Consider the following 15,975-nt stretch of genomic DNA (forward strand, 5'->3'; position numbering starts at 1 on the left):
TAGAAGCCTTGCTGTTATGCGTCTTTGTCTTTTTAAGTTCATTTATTTTCCGATGCTCGGCACCCTTCGCATATTCCGTATAAGACTTTAACCCCTTCAGAGCCATAAGCGATGTCAATGATTTCTCCACATTCCCGGCAAACGATCGTATTTTGTGGTACATTTGTCTCTTTTTCCATGAAAATTTCAGCTCCAATCGTTTTATCCTCATGTATTGTCTCGTTTTCTTTCAGAACTTCTCCTGACAGCTAAATCACCACAATATTTCCCCTTACTACTTCCATCATAGTTTTTTTATGACCCTCGTTTAAATAGACTTTTCTATACTGGATTTTTCTGTACTTGCTTTTACAACTAGTGCTTTTCCTGACTGTTTAACTAAAAACACAATAATAAAAGAAGCCAGTATCATACTAACACCTAAAAAAATCATACTGATGTGAAAAGAACCTGTGACATCCTTAATGTACCCGACTATATATGGCCCAAAGAAACCGCCAAGATTGCCAATACTGTTGATTAGTGCGATCGCTCCACCGGCGGCTGCTCCTGTTAGAAAAGAAGGGGGAATGGCCCAAAATGGAGAATAAGCACCAAAGGCTCCGCACAAGGCAATGGTTAAAAACACAAAGGATAAGATCACACTGGAATTTGCTATATAACTGCTAATGATCATGGCCATCGCACTGACAGTTAAGCAGGCAGATACATGCCATCGCCTCTCGTTTTTCTTGTCAGAATGATTCCCGACCAGCACCATTACAATGATAGCGACGGTATACATGAAACCTAACAGCCAGCCCATTCCCTGCGTACTTAAGGAAATGGTGTCAGATAATCCTTTAGAGATTGTCGGCAAAAACATATTGATGCCGTAAAACCCAACCATCCAGCAGAAATAGCCTGCCGATAAAATGAGTACATCTCGATCTTTTAAAGCTTGAGTGAATGTATATCGCTTGACCTGTTCTTTTTCAAGCTTTTCTTTTGTTGTGACATGAATTAGCCACTCTTTTTCATCTTGATTCAGCCATTTTACATCTTCAAGTTTGTCATCCAAATAAAAGAATGCAATTACTCCAAGAATGAGTGCTGGAATCGCTTCTAAAATAAACAGCCACTGCCATCCAGACATATCCAGCCAATCAACACCTAATAGAAATGTAGAAAGTGGTGCACCTAGGGCATTCGCTCCCGGAATCGCCAGCATAAATCCAGCAATGGCTTTGGCATGATGTTTGGTTTGATAAAAACCGCTCAAATAAAACACCATACATGGATAAAAGCTAGCTTCTGCCGCACCCAATAAGAAACGTGCTGTATAAAACTGCCATGGTTCTTGAACAAAAGCCATTAAAATCGCAATAATTGCCCATGTCACCATAATTCGGCTGATCCATTTACTCGCACCGATCTTTGCCATAATGGCACTTCCCGGAACTTCTAATAAAAAATACCCTAAAAAGAATATTCCAGCCCCAAGTCCAAATACAGCATTTGAAAATCCCAAATCTTCATTCATTTGAAGAGCAGCAAATCCAATATTCACACGATCTAAAATAGCGATAACAAAACATAATGATAAAAATGGGATAAGGCGAAGTGTAACTTTACGAGTCGTCGACTTTTCTAATGCTTGTTGATTCAACATGATTCCCCCTTCAAGTTGCTTTGTCCAACTGCGTGAAGATGTCTAAATGGCATGACACATTTTTATTAAGCGCTTACAAAATATCATTTCATCAATCATTTTGACTGTGACTCTACTTCCTTTTTATTTAAAATAGAGTCAGGCATGTTCATGTGCCTGCTCCATTTCTTTCTACTAGTCCATATGTGAACCACCATTGATATCGATTTCTTCTCCTGTAATGTAGGATGCTTCTTTAGTAGCCAAAAATGTAATGGCGGCTGCGATTTCTTTCGTTTCACCTGGTCGGCCAAGTGGTATATTATCAATTACTTTTTCGGCTTCATCGATAGGAAGTGACTTCCAAATATCCGTATTCACAAGGCCTGGTGCCACACAATTCACTGTGATACCATCTTTCCCTACTTCACGGGCAAGGTTTTTAGAAAAACCTAATACTGCTGCTTTGGAAGCTGAATAATGTGCTCCTCCAAATACGCCTCCTCCCCTTTTAGCCGATACAGAAGACATGTTGATAATACGCCCATATTGCTGCTTGATCATTGGTTCTAGCACGGCTTGTGTACACAAGAACAAACCAAACATATTTACATTAAATACTCTTGTCATATCTTCAAGTGTCATGTTCTGAACGGTTACTTTTTGAGAAATACCTGCATTATTCACCAATATGTCAATGCGGCCAAACGCCTCAAGCGTTACAGCCACCATTTGATCAATTGATTCCTTATTTGTTACATTTACTACTACGCCTAACGCTTTTCCTCCGGCTTTTTGAATGGCTTCTACTGTGAAGCGAATCCCTTCTTCATTGATATCTGCTACCACGACAGCAGCACCCTGTTTAGCAAGTGTTAGAGCGATTGTTCGGCCAATTCCTTTTTCAGAACCGCTCCCTGTTACAATAGCTACTTGATTGTTTAATGTAAACATTGTAAATAACCTACTTTCAAATGTGATTGTTCAGCATGTCTTTTGCTGTATTTATGATGTTTTCGATTGTTATTCCATTTATTTCTAAAAGTTTTTCGTAAGGTGCAGATTCTCCAAAACGGTCTTGCACTCCGATCCGTTTGACTTTTCCTCGACCTTCTTCTGCTGCTACTTCACATACAGCACTGCCTAATCCGTTCAAAATGTTATGATCCTCTACAGTGATCATACGTCCAATATCGAGACACTCCACAACCGCCTCTCGATCTAGAGGTTTGATCGTATGCATATCTAAAAGTGATGCTTCAATCCCTTGTTCTTCTAGTTTTTTAACCGCTTCCAAAGCAAGGTATACTGTATCACCATTTGCAATGATCGCAATATCTTTGCCAGACCTTAATTTTTTGGCTTTTCCAATCACAAACTCCTCATGTTCATCATAAATCATCGGCACAGCATCTCGGGTAAAGCGCAAATACATGGGGCCATACGTATTCGCTGCCTCTTTGATCAATTTTCTCGTCGAATAGTAATCAGAGCCCATGATGACCGTCATATTGGGAAATGTTCTTAAAACGCCCATATCTTCTATCGCTTGATGACTTCCACCGTCATTTCCCGGTGTCAATCCTCCGTGCGAGCAGGCAATCTTTACATTCAAATTCGGATAGCATATTTCTTGACGGATTTGCTCTGCCATGCGCAGCGAGCCAAAAACTGCGTAAGTGCTTACAAATGGAATTTTTCCAGTTGTCGCAAGACCAGCTGCCAGCCCGGCACCATTTTGTTCGGCAATTCCAACGTTCACATGCTGATTGGGAAGCTGTTTTATGAATTCTCCTGTTTTGCATGATTTTCCGATATCAATATCAATCACGTAAATATGTTGATTCTCTTTTCCTAACTTAACAATTTCATCACCGAAGGCTTCACGTGTCGCTTTTTTCTTAATGACCGCTTTTTCAGTTTGGCTCATGATCTCAAACCTCCTGCTAATTCTTCTAATGCCTGTTCATACTCTTTCTCATTTGGCGCAACACCGTGCCATGAGCAGATATTTTCCATGTAGGAAACGCCTTTGCCTTTAATTGTGTCTGCTACAATACATTTCGGCTTTCCATTTTTCATGTTTTTCACTTGATTCAATGTTTCGACTATCTCTTCCATCGAATGTCCGTCAATTCGCTTTGTTTCAAACCCGAATACTTCAAACTTCATTTCTATGTCTTGCAGCGGCATGATTTCCTCGCAGAAACCATCAATTTGCAGACGATTATTGTCAACAAAAACAATTAAATTATCAAGACGATATTTGACTGCGGTTTGAACCGCTTCCCAAATTTGTCCTTCTTGACATTCGCCATCGCCTACCATCGCAAATACCCGATAATCTTTTTCATCCCGTTTACCCGCAAGCGCCATACCAACCCCACAAGAAAGTCCTTGGCCTAATGAACCTGTTGAAATATCAATTCCAGGGCATTTCTTCATATCAGGATGACCTTGAAACGGTGAACCGTACTGTCTCAATTTGTATACGTTTTCAAAAGGGACATAACCTTTTAGCGCTAAGGCAGCATATTGAATAGGTGCAACATGGCCTTTCGATAAAACAAAACGATCACGATCTTCCCAGTTAGGATTTTGGGGATCGATATTCATCTCTTTGAAATAAAGGGCCGTGATGATATCAGCAGCTGATAAAGAGCCGCCAGGATGCCCCGATTGCGCTTCATAAATCATCGTAATCGCCGTTTGTCTAAGTTCAATCGCTTTTGCTTTTAAATTCGCCAAACTTACATCTTTCACTGGATCACCTCATTTTATTATTTGAAATCCAATCTTATATTCTTAGTTACTTGTTCACTTGTATGACAAGTAATTTATGAGAACACTATACAATTCTTGAAAGCATTTGTCTATCTATTTTTTGAATTTTTAAACAATCAATGCAGATTTGTATTAGATGCTCTTTAGATTACATAGAGCAAAATTTTAGAAAATCAGTATCCAACATAAAAAAACATCACTCGTCATTTTCATTGAGTGATGTTTCACATTCTGTATTTATCTCACTACCCCGTTTTCTTTTAAAAAACGCTCAAACAGCTGATTCCCTTCCTCTTCAATTTTGTCATCTTCAATAGAATACTCCCCAATCAACAGCCCTAAATCTTCATATTTTTCATAATGTTTTAAAAGCGTTATCTCATACCATGTATGGTCAAAGAATAATTGCCACTTTCCTGTTTCTAAACTCTTAAAAAACACCCCTTCAACATCAAGACCCTGTTCGTAATAGCCAACATGTACATGCATGGTATCATCTAAACGACACATTTTATTCTCCTTCTCGTTCCCCGTAAAACTTTATAGACCTTGCTGAAAATCAATCGTCCTCAACTCCACCCATTCAACACTATCAGGTACCGATTTTGTTTTTAGAAAATGTTGAACGATTTCATAAGCTTGATGTCGATCGACGTAGCTGCATGAAGGTACATACAATGGTGCGCCTGCAACGACATGCTTGATCGTTTCTATCTTCTCTACTTTTTTAAAAGGAACCAAAAAATCTGGATATCTCATGAGAAAAAAGCCATAAGGTTCATGATAAAAGAAAACAAGACTTTCCGTTTCCCAATCTTCATCCACTTCAATAGAAGATTCTCCATTCCCTTGTTTCCAATAGTCTTCACCCTTATGGAAGAAGATTTCTTTCATCCATTCTTCTCCCGGATTTTCCACTGGAGCACCGGTTGGTCCATAATACAAAAACATTCCATTCTCTCCTTGTTCATTTATTGATCCCTTGTTCTCTTTCCTTCAAATGTGTAAAATGCACGCGTCTGTTTATTTAATTTTAACATGCTGAATAACTGTGGATTTAGTTTTTCAGCATCTTGAGTGCTTACCCATTTTACTTCTTCAATATCATGATCAGGATCTAAAATATTCATCTCTCCCCCGATGATTTCCCCAAAAAACGTAAAAATAAGTGCGTGATGCATGTTATCTTGAAAGAGTATTTCCCGAACAGAATGAAGTTCATTTATTTTAATCACATACCCTGTTTCTTCTCTCACCTCACGGATCACAGCTTGCTGCAGATGTTCTCCTTCTTCCACTGCACCACCGGGAAACTCCCAATAACCTTTGACATTCTTCACCATTAAAATATTTTCATCCATGTCATAAATCAAAACTGATACCACGTCAACTCGCTTCAATTGAATCCTCCTTCACCCATTGTCGAATATATAAAATGAAATGTTTATATCAATCTTTTCTCATTATACTGTATCCTTGTTACGAAAGATTGGAGGGCTTAGCGCGTGGATCATCATGCTCTTACTGATTGTGCTAATAGGATTTGACGAACATCGTCTCTCTTTTGAGACAATTAAGGAATCAAACGAGAAAATCATCGAAACCAGAAAAGTAAAAAACCTCCTTCATTTAGCGGGAGGTTTGTTTATTTGATTCTCTTTCAATTGTTTCTCATCACATAACATATATCTGATCCGCTGTAGATAATGGAGCGCAATATGACCGAGACAGAACATAAGCCCGATCATCGCGAGAATATAGATAGGCAGCATCAAACCAGGTACATTGTTTATGACAAAAGCCAAACCAACTACTGTCAGCATAATGAGGCTAATAAACCTTATCAATACCACTTGAAGTCCCCCTTCATATTCACCTTAACAGATTTTCCCTTTATTTTTATGACCTGCTTAAAAAAAGATGCGAATCCACTAAGATTCACACCAAAAGGGGTATTACCTATTCGGCTCATTTCTCTTCTCACGCGCTTCCTTCCACTGCTCAAGCTCAGATACCGTCAATAATTGATATCCCTGTTTTGTGAGTTCTTTGATAATCGTGACGGCTGCGTTTGCTGAGGTGTCATAGATGTCGTGCATTAAGACTGTTTCACCGCTAGATACATGGGCTAGAATGTAGTTCGCGACGTATTGGCTGTTTCGATATTTCCAGTCTTCAGGATCCACATCCCAAAGGGTCACTTTCATGTGAAGAGCTTCGTTGATTTGCCCGTTTGTCCCGCCATATGGCGGTCTAAAATGAGTCGGTGTGAACCCGCTCGCTTTTTCAATGATTTGCTGCGTGTCTTCTACTTGTTTGACCGCTTGTTTTAAAGGGAGTCTTGTGAGCAAAGGGTGGTTATAGGAATGGTTTCCAATTTCATTTCCACCCTTTCTGATTTCATTTAACATATCGGGATAATACTGAACCCTGCTTCCTAATACAAAAAATGTTGCATGTCCTTTGTTTTCTTTTAAAGCTGTTAAGATTTTTGAAGTCGTTGATGGATTTGGTCCATCATCAAATGTAATGGCGATGGCTTTTTGATGTGGGTTAAATACTCGCTGTTTTGGCAGTTTTACGATCTTTCTTTTTGCGATCGGTTCTTTTTTCTCGTTTTTGTTCTTTTCTTTATTGATGTATTCTGGCTTTAACATTCCTTTAAGCAGTGTTTTTTTAATCGCCAGCACTTGAGGGCCTTTATTGTCTGGTGCAATTTGTCCTGCTAGAAAGTAGAATTCAATAAAACGATCTTTGATGGCAAAATACTGATAGTTCTTCGCCACAGGAGACGTTCCCTGTTTGAGCAGCGGCTGATTTTCAGCTAGCGTTCGATCTTTTTTTAATTCCTCAAAAGTCATATTGGATAATTTTTGAATATTGTCCTTCTTTGATAGAAAGATATCGTTGATTGATAAAAATGTCTGTTTCTTGAAATCAAAGTTCATCACCTTCGTTTGATTGACGCCTTGCTTTCCGCCCTTCACTTCATATGTATTGAATTTGATTGCGACGGTTTGCTTGGCATAATGAATGATCTCATAATCGATGTTTAATTCGTATCGTTTTTCTTCATTGACATCACTCGCTTGACTAAATGATGTTTTAAACTTTTCTAACGCTGTCTCTGCAAATCTTTTGATCTCCTGATCTAGTTTTTCTTGATGAAACAGCGGATAGTTGACAGCATATCTCATGAATTTCCCGTCATTCACAAGTGTGACAATTTCAACTTGTTTGTAGCTCGCATCTTGTTCTACTTTTTTCCTCTCTGTCCCGCTTGCTTGCTGGTTATGATAAAACGCAGCGATACCGATGACGATCGCAAGTACACATAGGACGAGACTGACCTTCCCTTTCATTGACACAATGATTCTCCTCTCGTGATGCCGTCATGTCTAAATGGCGTGTGTTTGTAGGATAGACTTTTCGCAGCCCCTTTTTAGTTTCCGAAAAACACACTTGTCACATTTTCGACATATTTTACAAGAGACATATAAAAAGGGCTTGATCGCTCAGCCCTTATTTTTGCATATACAGTTGGAATAACTTTGTTTCTTCATCAATAGAGCGTGCCTGGTCAAAAGCTGCTCTGACTGTTTTTGAGTTGTTCACCAGCTCATACAGCATGGTGAGAACAAAAATAAATGACGCATTTCCATCAATGTAGTCATCGGGCGCTGTATAGGAGATCGCCCCTGTTTCTAAAAAAGCCTCTGCCACCTTTTTTTCACCTAGTGTACAGCCTGTACATATAATGTGGACTCCATTTAACGAAGCATACCGCTTTATGTCATCCGCACCAAAAGCAGCACCTCTCGGCTCACCCTCTTCGTATACATCTTCTCCTAACTCCGGCATGAGAAACGCTCCTTCTTCTCCGTGAAAGGATAAAAGAATGAAATCCGTCTCGCCTCTATTCCTCCCGGATAAAACATTAATCAGGTCATTCGGTCTGCCTATCCAATGCATATCGACTTTTGTGCCAAAATTTTCAAGTGCTGCACGAAGCGCAAAGGATTCCAGCTCACTATTTGGTCCGGCTGCCAATGTGATACGCATGACTGGCTGGCTCATTTATATCCCCTCCAAACGATGATAAACATAGCACCATTTTTTCCTCATCTACATATGCACCATTTATTTTTAGTGCTTTTTCTTCTACCGCATACGACTTAAATCCAACAGACTTGTAAAGATGTTTGGCTAGGTCGTTTGTTGTGACCACTGTTAAATATATTTGTTCGATGTCTTTTTTTTCGCGTGCAAAAGAAAGTACTTTTGTCAGAAGTGCCTTCCCCATTCCTTTTCCGCGTCCATTAGCCGTTACATACATCGCTACCACATTGGCACGGTGCTTTAATTTCTGCAAGGTTTCTTGTATGAGTGTAACCGAGCCGACCAGCTGACCTTGATGAAAGGCACCGAATGTCCACATAGATTGTGTAGAGGCAAAACGAGCCTTATATTTATTCTTCGTATCTAGCTTCTCTTCCTCGTAACTCATAGCAAAACTCTCTGGATTTAATCGGAGTGCTTCTAATCTCAAGTTCGCATATTCTTGAGCATCTTCTGGTGTTAACAATCGAATATTCAGAAAATCGCCTCCATCAGAATGAATTGATACTTCCAATTTTATCTTGAAAGGCGCTTTTGATCAAAGAATATTGGTTCATTTACATGTAGCACATTTCTTATAGACTTTTAGGCTCTCTTTCGTTTTTGTGAAAACAAGGTCATTTTGATCATGTTCACTCGATATTTCCTATCCAAAACGATTCTTTTCTCACTTATCTTTTCACTTATTTTATATTAACCTATAACTAATTCATGAAAAAAAAGAAAAAAAAGGATTGATATGAACAAAAACATATCATAAGATAGAATAGTAATAAAAAGACAAAAAAGGGAGGAATTTGATATGACAGAAACAAGAAATGAAATCAAACTACATGTTCTTTTTGGTGCTTTAGCAGTAGGATTCCTTATGCTAGCTCTTTTTTCCTTCTCGCTACAAGTACTGCCAGTTGCTGATCTAGCAAAAGAATTTGGTATTCCAGGCAGTGTTGCCGCTGTGGTTCTTAATGTGGTTGAAGCGGGTGGAGCTGTCACTACAATTGTCTCCATTTTAACTGCTGTAGGTTCAGGCGGTCTTTCTCTTATTGCTGCGGCTGGTAAAGAGACAATTCGTCAATACCTTAAAAACGAAATTAAGAAAAAAGGCCGTAAAGCCGTTATCGCTTGGTAATTTATTTAACGACTCAATAGAAGGAGACTCTGTTCTCCTTCTATTTAAATTTTTGTGCAGGTGAGAAGATGTTATATCCTTTATTATCACTACTTCTATCCATTAGACTGGAGCAGCAGTATTCTAATATCGCTCAGTACGTTATACGAAAAATTCCATTTCTCAAGTCGTTTTCTTCAAAACAGTACATATTTTTTTCTTGTATTCTTGATATCATATTCGGATGCATGATTGTATTCGTTATATCTTCATTTCTTTACTCCCCCGTCTATCAAATAGAATGGGAAAGTGCTTTTGTGATGTTTTTATTTTTATTTTCTATCGTCAAAGGAATTGAATCTTATAGAAGAACTCATCTTCTTCCTTTTAAAGAATTGATACAGCTAGCACCTGTTTCCTCTAGACAACTTTTTCAAACGCTTCTGTTTTCAGAATTGATTTGGCTTGTGTTTACGAGTTTGAGCACTTATTTGATCTATTTTTTGTTTCAATATGATATTGTTCAAACACACGATCTGGCATTCTGGTTAAAACATGTCAATGTGATGCTGACAAGTATCTTCCTATTTATCATCAGCAATAAGATATTCGGTGCTTATATTTATAACATCGTCGTAAAAAAAATCGGGGCCATTCGTGTCCTCTTTTTTGCAAGCATCGCTTTGCTTTTTTTCTTTTTCGGAAGGGTTCTCATATTAAACATCATTTTCCCTTTTTATCACACCTTCCAGCAACTATTTCAATCGATCTCATCGCTTGCAGAAGATTCGTTTTGGATCACTCTTTCAAACAAGCTGATCTCTTTATATCAACATGATCTTCAGCAAATGCATCATGCTTTATTTTCAGATGGCTCTGTTTTTCTACAATTTCAAGCCCTTTTTAATTCACCTATTACATTGATTGTTGTGATACTAGGTAGTGCGCTTGTCATGAGAAGTCCTGTTCGATGGATTCCAACGGAAAAAGATCAAGACCAAAGCTCAAAGCATTTTCGGGATTTATTTTATTGGTACTTTCAAGTACTGCATAAAATTCAGGGTTCGCTGTTTAGACAAAATGCGTTGATTCAAAAAGACATCAAGCTGCTGAAAGAAAAAAGGTGGCTCTTATCTAAAGAATTTTTTAATTATATGTTCATGTCATATGAAGCCTTCTTTTATATTGGTGTTTTTACCGGATTGATCTCGATCATCGATCATCAAGCCTTGCAAATTCAGCTGCTATTCACACTCAATATTATGATACTAGCAAATCAATCTTATGAGATGAGAATGCTGACACCTTCTATTTTTGCTTTAAGTGCTGAAAAAAAGAACATTTGGCTTTACGAGCTTTCTCAAATATCTCTTTTACAATTTTTCTTATCAAAAATCCAGTTATTTTATTGTTTATTTTCCATACCAGCGCTCTTTTTACTATTCATTAATCTATCTATCATGACTGTGTATCAACTGTTTCATGTTCAGATGCTCATTCAACTGGTGGTATTAGGGGTTGGCTTTTTCATTTTTCCTTTGATTCAGCTTTACTTGTTTCCATTCACAACGAAATTCAATTTTATTCATGAGCATGAAATAGGGACAACAAATGAGGAACTAGAGATCATCGATAAAGGTCAGGCATTTGCCAGAAACTTTCTTGTGCTGCCTTTTATGTACTATTTGATTTTGACCTCTTTTCTCCCTATTTTGCAGCAGTCCTCAGGGCTCGTAAACGTGCTGTTCGCTATATATTTTGCGATCGTTTCAGTGATTTGCTGGATATTATGCCGCAAGACCATTTATAAAGGAATTGAGTATGTTGAAAAAAATAAGATATTTTCTATCGGAGAATAGATTGATTCTACGTCTCGGCTATCTTTACGCCGGTGTATTTATTGCAGCTTTGCTCATTGGAAGTCTCCTTCCTTATGATCAGATTCCTTATTTAAAAAAGGATGAAGACATGTTTTTTCTCTCTATTTTTTCAAACAATTTACAGGTTGGGCTTGCCATACTAGGTATCGGCGCTTTTACTGGCGGCATTATGTCTGCTGGCATTCTTTTTTATAATGGCTATATCATCGGAAAACTCATTCAGTTTTTGATAGCCCATCATGAAGTGAAGCAGTTATTCACTGGCCTCATGCCGCATGCTTTTGTTGAGATTCTTGGTTTGATCCTCTTTTCAATCGTCAGTGCTTTTCCATTCATTTATCTTTACCGGTTTATGAAAGGTAAGGCCATTGATGTAAGAAAGCTGACTCGTACTGTGGTTCAGTTAATCTTTTCCGCTGTAGTGCTCTTGTTGATTGCCTCTCTTTTAGAGGAATATGTTAGCCATGTACATCTATCTTAAAAGAAAGGAGAATGTGGTTCTATGGAGCTACTTCTACGCCCTAAACAATTTTTCAATCAACATCAATCGATCAAAACCATTGTAGGTCTTGTCTTACTATCTTTATTTGTTTCAACTGTTTTTTTAACATTTTTTATCATTGATTTGTTAGTAGAGGAGCCTTTATCTGCTGGAAAACAATTAGCCAGCATTGTGTTTATCTTTTTACTGACAATCCCGCTTTATTTCATATTAAATTTTCTCGGTACTGTCGTGACTTCGATTTATATGTACTTTTTTCATAAAACGTTTATTTTGCGCAAAATGTATTTTGTCATCTTGCTTTATAATGCGTTGCTTCTATTAGTGAATAGCGCAGCAATCTATTGTGTGATGGTACTCGATTTAGATCATTATTTTATCTTCATCCAAGCGGTTTCTTTTTTGATCAACTTGTACCTTTTACGCATCCTATATGATGGGATCATTTATTATGCTGAAGGATCAAAAAAAGCCGCCCTTGCGACCGTCATCTTGTATATGCTGGTGACCACTGTTTTTGTTATTGGAGGATTTATCAATGGCTAGTTTGCAAGTGTCTCAGCTATCTTTTCGTTATGAAACAACTGAAGAAAGCTCTCCCCTCCTTGATCAAGTATCCTTTCATCTGAAAGAAGGTGATCGTGCTTGTATTATCGGGAAAAACGGCAGCGGTAAATCGACACTTTTAAAGATCATCGCAGGTCTGCTTCCTTCAGTATCCGAAACGATTTTACTCAACGAACAGCATCATCCTGGGTCAGCTCTTTATAAAGGGTTGGTCGCGTACATCCCAGATAAGCCTTTGGTTTATGATGCGCTGACTGGTATCGAGCATATGAATCTTATACAGTCGCTATGGAAAATGAATCAGTCAGAAAAAGAGGTATACAAAAAGACCTTTCTCTCGCTTTGTGATGTATTTGATTTAACTCATGCACTTAAGATGCCTGTCAAACAATATTCACTAGGTATGAGATATAAGCTTTTCTTTAATTGTATGGCGGCCAGATCACCAGAGCTAATCATTCTTGATGAACCTTTTACATCTCTTGATGAGGCATCTCAAATGCAGTCTATTTCTTTATTAAAAGAAGAATTCTCTGATCAATGTGTTTTATTTACAAGCCATCAGCGCTACCTTTATTCAGAATTAGGAAATCGTTTTTTCGAGCTTGATCACGGACAACTAAATGAAATAGAGCGTTGAACATACAAAAGGCATCCCATCACAGGATGCCTCACTTCTTTTTACCATTAAACTACCACTTACAGCGTTTGACCGGGCGGCAGCAAGGATTCTTGATATCACTGCCACAGTCATATTCTTCCACAATATACTCATTTCGAGTAGATTGCGTCACAGGGTAGTAGTTTTCAATTCTTTTGATGTTTTTATTGACGTTTGTGATATGAGTAGGATGAATCTTTCTGATCGTTTGTTCATTTGTTGTCGTGTTGACAATTTGACGTGTAGGGGATACAACCGTTTCAACTTCTCCATGATTCCCCCTGCGAGGTCCAAAGAAAAAATTGTCTAATCGATTCCGGCTCATCTCAACACCCCTTCAAGTTGTCTTTCACTTACACTCTATCTTATGTCAGAGGTACGATTAGTGATTAGATGCTTGTCTATTTTTGATAAAATCCGCTGGTGATCTAGTAGTCTCTTTCTTTACAATAGGACAATTTTAACATATTATACAAATGATCTCTTGTGAAGGAAAGGACATTCATTGATGAAAACAAGACATAAGCTTTTTTCATTTTTCATCCTGCTCGTCGTGATCATCACCCTTCCCTTGCTGTCGCCTATGGTTTTTACAAATGCGACTGAAAGAGGAGCGATACGGCATGCCATTTATCAAGAAGGCTACCCTTACCAAAGCTATTTTGCTATTTTGCAAAAAAAGGACGGTGTAGACCCTCAATATGGTCAGCTGTATGATGTGTATTGGCAGGCTTGGAAAAGTGAGACGGGAATGACGCCTTCCGTCTGTTATTCAAAAAAGATAGAAGACCATGAATTTAAGGTCAGCTGCGGAACTGCACCGTAACATTTTTCAATAACTTTAAAATAAGAGGTGAACGATTTGATCAACACAACACAAACCATCGAACGAAACAAACTGGACATTGCACTTGAACTGACGCAATTGCACTTGAATCGATATGAAGCAAATCATCCTGATCAGCTGAGTGAAATTTATGCGAAATATTATGCGCTTCTTGAAGTGCTGGACGTATCCTCATCTGATCAATTAATGGATTTACTGCCAGATGAACTGAAACAAATACTTGATTAAAAAAACCCTCTATCCACACAGGATAGAGGGTTCAGGTTGTTGACAAAGGGCTAAAATGAACTTGATTTTAGCCCTTTGTCTTCTTTTCAGCGTGATAGAAAACCTTTGAATTCTAGGAAGGACGAGTACCGGCGCGGAGCAAATTTGACATTCGTGAGCACTGGCACGAAGGACTGACACCGAATGCGAGGGTTTGTCTACACGCTGAAACCATCTATCCACACAGGATAGATGGTTTCCTTTAGACACGTGCAGCCATATCGGTTTCGATTTGTTCTAAGCTTCTTCCTTTTGTTTCGACTAATACAAAGCGCGTGAACAACAGGCCAATTAAGCAGATGACCCCAAATGAGGAGAAAATCACGCCAAAGCTGAATTGGTCAGCCAAGATAGGGAAAACAAGGCCAACTGCTAATGATCCCGTCCAGTTAAAGGCAGAGGAAATGCCCGCCCCAATGCCTCTTACAGAAAGTGGAAAAATTTCACCAATAATAATCCATGTGATCGGTGCCCATGAGAAGGCATAGCACAAAATAAAGCAGCAAAGTGAAATCAATGTGACCCAGTTTAATATGCCTTCACTCACTCCGAGCGCACCTAATGCCGCTGGTGCAAAGAAAGACAGGGCCATCCCCGTTCCCCCAACTGTGAGAATCGTTCGGCGGTCGAACCGGTCGACGAATTGTAAAAAGATCACGGTCGTCACAACAAATATGACACCAACAATGACGGTAAAACCTGCGGCAACTTGCGGAGCAAGACCTACATTTCTTGCGATACTCGTTGCATAATACACAATGGAGTTCGCCCCCTGTATTTGCTGGAGTGTCGCCATTCCGACCCCAATAAAGAGAGCCATTCGGAATTTCTTTTGAAATAATTCACGAATGCCTGAGCGTTCTTCTTTTGCCACTTCTAAAATTTCTTGCATTTCTGCTTCAATCTCTTCACGTGATGAACGAAGTGATCCTAATACTTCACGTGCCTTATGAGCCATTCCGTGTTTAATTAAATATCTTGGAGATTCAGGAAGTTTCAGCATGCCAATATAAAGCACGATCGCAAATAAAGCAGCACTTCCCAGCATCCAGCGCCAGCTGTCTGGAATGGGTTCAAACACAAATGCGACGATATAGCTAAGCAATAATCCACTCACAATCATCAGCTGATTCAGGCCAGACAATTTCCCGCGGATTTTGGCTGGAGCGATTTCAGACATGTAAGCAGGCACGAGCGATGAGGCTGTCCCTACAGCTGTTCCTAAGAAAATTCGGGCAATGGTTAATGAGATTTCTTCTGGTGCAATGGCTGAGCCAAGCGCACCGACAAAAAAGATAATCGATGACACCAAAATGAGCTTTCTGCGGCCAAACTTATCCCCCATTAGACCGCTTAAAATGGAACCAATGATCGCCCCGCCCATTAATGAAGAAACGACGATGCCAAGCCATAACGGGCTGAGCTGAAATTCTTCCTGAATGTGCCCTTCCGCTCCTGCGATAATGCCAATATCATATCCAAATAAGATGCCTGCAAAGGACCCGAAAAAGAAGATAAATTTACTTGATACTTTTTTCTCCAAGTGGATGACCCCCCTCACTTAATAAACCGCTTTCATTTCTCCCTGCCATTCTACCGTTCACAGTAGA

21 protein-coding genes are annotated in these 15,975 nt (G+C 38.9%); 7 read left to right on the top strand and 14 right to left on the bottom strand.

Annotated elements, in window-relative coordinates:
- Window positions 1–38: 38 nt before the first annotated feature.
- From N521_RS19565 to N521_RS08580, 12 genes are all read right to left on the bottom strand, one after another.
- A complete protein-coding gene (locus N521_RS19565; RefSeq protein WP_017358037.1) occupies window positions 39–179 on the bottom strand; it encodes a GapA-binding peptide SR1P in 141 nt (46 codons plus the stop codon).
- Between the two features lie 128 nt (window positions 180–307).
- On the bottom strand, window positions 308–1,648 hold the full coding sequence (locus N521_RS08530; RefSeq protein ID WP_017358038.1) for an MFS transporter: 1,341 nt from the start codon (window positions 1,646–1,648) through the stop codon (window positions 308–310).
- Between the two features lie 177 nt (window positions 1,649–1,825).
- A complete protein-coding gene (locus tag N521_RS08535) occupies window positions 1,826–2,584 on the bottom strand; it encodes an SDR family NAD(P)-dependent oxidoreductase (RefSeq protein ID WP_035390877.1) in 759 nt (252 codons plus the stop codon).
- 16 nt (window positions 2,585–2,600) lie between these two features.
- Window positions 2,601–3,560 (bottom strand): transketolase family protein, encoded by a 960-nt coding sequence (locus N521_RS08540; RefSeq protein WP_017358040.1) that lies wholly within the window; start codon window positions 3,558–3,560, stop codon window positions 2,601–2,603.
- On the bottom strand, window positions 3,557–4,393 hold the full coding sequence (locus tag N521_RS08545; RefSeq protein ID WP_017358041.1) for a transketolase: 837 nt from the start codon (window positions 4,391–4,393) through the stop codon (window positions 3,557–3,559). Before N521_RS08545 ends, N521_RS08540 begins: the two co-directional genes overlap by 4 nt.
- A gap of 258 nt (window positions 4,394–4,651) precedes the next feature.
- Window positions 4,652–4,924 carry a DUF3986 family protein gene (locus tag N521_RS08550; RefSeq protein ID WP_035390879.1) on the bottom strand — a complete coding sequence of 91 codons (273 nt, stop codon included), beginning with the start codon at window positions 4,922–4,924 and terminating at the stop codon, window positions 4,652–4,654.
- A 30-nt stretch (window positions 4,925–4,954) separates the two neighbouring features.
- A complete protein-coding gene (locus N521_RS08555; protein ID WP_035390881.1) occupies window positions 4,955–5,365 on the bottom strand; it encodes an Imm1 family immunity protein in 411 nt (136 codons plus the stop codon).
- A 20-nt stretch (window positions 5,366–5,385) separates the two neighbouring features.
- Window positions 5,386–5,814: an NUDIX hydrolase gene (locus tag N521_RS08560; RefSeq protein WP_035390882.1), complete on the bottom strand. Its 429-nt coding sequence runs from the start codon at window positions 5,812–5,814 to the stop codon at window positions 5,386–5,388.
- 225 nt (window positions 5,815–6,039) lie between these two features.
- The gene (locus N521_RS08565) at window positions 6,040–6,267 is read right to left on the bottom strand and encodes a hypothetical protein (protein WP_035390884.1); all 228 of its coding nucleotides are present in this window, start codon (window positions 6,265–6,267) and stop codon (window positions 6,040–6,042) included.
- A 102-nt stretch (window positions 6,268–6,369) separates the two neighbouring features.
- Window positions 6,370–7,782 (bottom strand): polysaccharide deacetylase family protein, encoded by a 1,413-nt coding sequence (locus tag N521_RS08570; protein ID WP_035390886.1) that lies wholly within the window; start codon window positions 7,780–7,782, stop codon window positions 6,370–6,372.
- A gap of 154 nt (window positions 7,783–7,936) precedes the next feature.
- A complete protein-coding gene (locus N521_RS08575) occupies window positions 7,937–8,491 on the bottom strand; it encodes a hypothetical protein (protein WP_035390889.1) in 555 nt (184 codons plus the stop codon).
- Window positions 8,445–9,047 (bottom strand): GNAT family N-acetyltransferase, encoded by a 603-nt coding sequence (locus N521_RS08580; protein WP_420359193.1) that lies wholly within the window; start codon window positions 9,045–9,047, stop codon window positions 8,445–8,447. Before N521_RS08580 ends, N521_RS08575 begins: the two co-directional genes overlap by 47 nt.
- Window positions 9,048–9,335: 288 nt before the next feature.
- Between N521_RS08580 and N521_RS08585 the strand changes: the two genes are divergently transcribed.
- The 5 genes from N521_RS08585 to N521_RS08605 all read left to right on the top strand — a co-directional run bounded on the left by N521_RS08585 (window position 9,336) and on the right by N521_RS08605 (window position 13,230).
- A complete protein-coding gene (locus N521_RS08585; protein ID WP_017358050.1) occupies window positions 9,336–9,662 on the top strand; it encodes an uberolysin/carnocyclin family circular bacteriocin in 327 nt (108 codons plus the stop codon).
- Window positions 9,663–9,961: 299 nt separating this feature from the next.
- Window positions 9,962–11,500 (top strand): hypothetical protein, encoded by a 1,539-nt coding sequence (locus N521_RS08590; protein ID WP_225310443.1) that lies wholly within the window; start codon window positions 9,962–9,964, stop codon window positions 11,498–11,500.
- 1 nt (window position 11,501) lies between these two features.
- Window positions 11,502–12,002 (top strand): stage II sporulation protein M, encoded by a 501-nt coding sequence (locus N521_RS08595; RefSeq protein WP_035390893.1) that lies wholly within the window; start codon window positions 11,502–11,504, stop codon window positions 12,000–12,002.
- A gap of 21 nt (window positions 12,003–12,023) precedes the next feature.
- The gene (locus N521_RS08600) at window positions 12,024–12,569 is read left to right on the top strand and encodes a hypothetical protein (protein WP_035390894.1); all 546 of its coding nucleotides are present in this window, start codon (window positions 12,024–12,026) and stop codon (window positions 12,567–12,569) included.
- Entirely contained in the window at window positions 12,562–13,230 is a 669-nt protein-coding gene (locus N521_RS08605; protein WP_035390895.1) for an ABC transporter ATP-binding protein, read from the top strand. Before N521_RS08600 ends, N521_RS08605 begins: the two co-directional genes overlap by 8 nt.
- A gap of 52 nt (window positions 13,231–13,282) precedes the next feature.
- Here the strand turns inward: N521_RS08605 and N521_RS08610 are convergent, their stop codons facing one another.
- Window positions 13,283–13,576, bottom strand: coding sequence for a CotD family spore coat protein (locus N521_RS08610; protein WP_008342559.1), 294 nt, complete (start codon window positions 13,574–13,576; stop codon window positions 13,283–13,285).
- 183 nt (window positions 13,577–13,759) lie between these two features.
- Between N521_RS08610 and N521_RS08615 the strand changes: the two genes are divergently transcribed.
- Window positions 13,760–14,077 carry a hypothetical protein gene (locus tag N521_RS08615; protein ID WP_035391001.1) on the top strand — a complete coding sequence of 106 codons (318 nt, stop codon included), beginning with the start codon at window positions 13,760–13,762 and terminating at the stop codon, window positions 14,075–14,077.
- A 27-nt stretch (window positions 14,078–14,104) separates the two neighbouring features.
- A complete protein-coding gene (locus N521_RS08620; RefSeq protein WP_224558471.1) occupies window positions 14,105–14,326 on the top strand; it encodes a hypothetical protein in 222 nt (73 codons plus the stop codon).
- Window positions 14,327–14,567: 241 nt separating this feature from the next.
- Here N521_RS08620 and N521_RS08625 read toward each other — a convergent pair whose 3' ends face one another.
- Window positions 14,568–15,908, bottom strand: a complete 1,341-nt coding sequence (locus N521_RS08625; protein ID WP_007501378.1) for a sugar porter family MFS transporter — start codon at window positions 15,906–15,908, stop codon at window positions 14,568–14,570.
- Window positions 15,909–15,975 lie beyond the last annotated feature (67 nt).

It is taken from the genome of Bacillus sp. UNC125MFCrub1.1 (assembly GCF_000701305.1).
Taxonomy (GTDB): domain Bacteria; phylum Bacillota; class Bacilli; order Bacillales; family Bacillaceae; genus Bacillus; species Bacillus altitudinis.

What these genes read in the sequence shown, in the direction of transcription:
- N521_RS19565 (WP_017358037.1), bottom strand. Translation starts at nt 179, where the DNA reads ATGGAAAAAGAGACAAATGTACCACAAAATACGATCGTTTGCCGGGAA.
- N521_RS08535 (WP_035390877.1), bottom strand. Translation starts at nt 2,584, where the DNA reads ATGTTTACATTAAACAATCAAGTAGCTATTGTAACAGGGAGCGGTTCT.
- N521_RS08540 (WP_017358040.1), bottom strand. Translation starts at nt 3,560, where the DNA reads ATGAGCCAAACTGAAAAAGCGGTCATTAAGAAAAAAGCGACACGTGAA.
- N521_RS08550 (WP_035390879.1), bottom strand. Translation starts at nt 4,924, where the DNA reads ATGTGTCGTTTAGATGATACCATGCATGTACATGTTGGCTATTACGAA.
- N521_RS08555 (WP_035390881.1), bottom strand. Translation starts at nt 5,365, where the DNA reads ATGTTTTTGTATTATGGACCAACCGGTGCTCCAGTGGAAAATCCGGGA.
- N521_RS08575 (WP_035390889.1), bottom strand. Translation starts at nt 8,491, where the DNA reads ATGAGCCAGCCAGTCATGCGTATCACATTGGCAGCCGGACCAAATAGT.
- N521_RS08585 (WP_017358050.1), top strand. Translation starts at nt 9,336, where the DNA reads ATGACAGAAACAAGAAATGAAATCAAACTACATGTTCTTTTTGGTGCT.
- N521_RS08590 (WP_225310443.1), top strand. Translation starts at nt 9,962, where the DNA reads ATGTTTTTATTTTTATTTTCTATCGTCAAAGGAATTGAATCTTATAGA.
- N521_RS08600 (WP_035390894.1), top strand. Translation starts at nt 12,024, where the DNA reads ATGGAGCTACTTCTACGCCCTAAACAATTTTTCAATCAACATCAATCG.
- N521_RS08605 (WP_035390895.1), top strand. Translation starts at nt 12,562, where the DNA reads ATGGCTAGTTTGCAAGTGTCTCAGCTATCTTTTCGTTATGAAACAACT.
- N521_RS08610 (WP_008342559.1), bottom strand. Translation starts at nt 13,576, where the DNA reads ATGAGCCGGAATCGATTAGACAATTTTTTCTTTGGACCTCGCAGGGGG.
- N521_RS08615 (WP_035391001.1), top strand. Translation starts at nt 13,760, where the DNA reads ATGAAAACAAGACATAAGCTTTTTTCATTTTTCATCCTGCTCGTCGTG.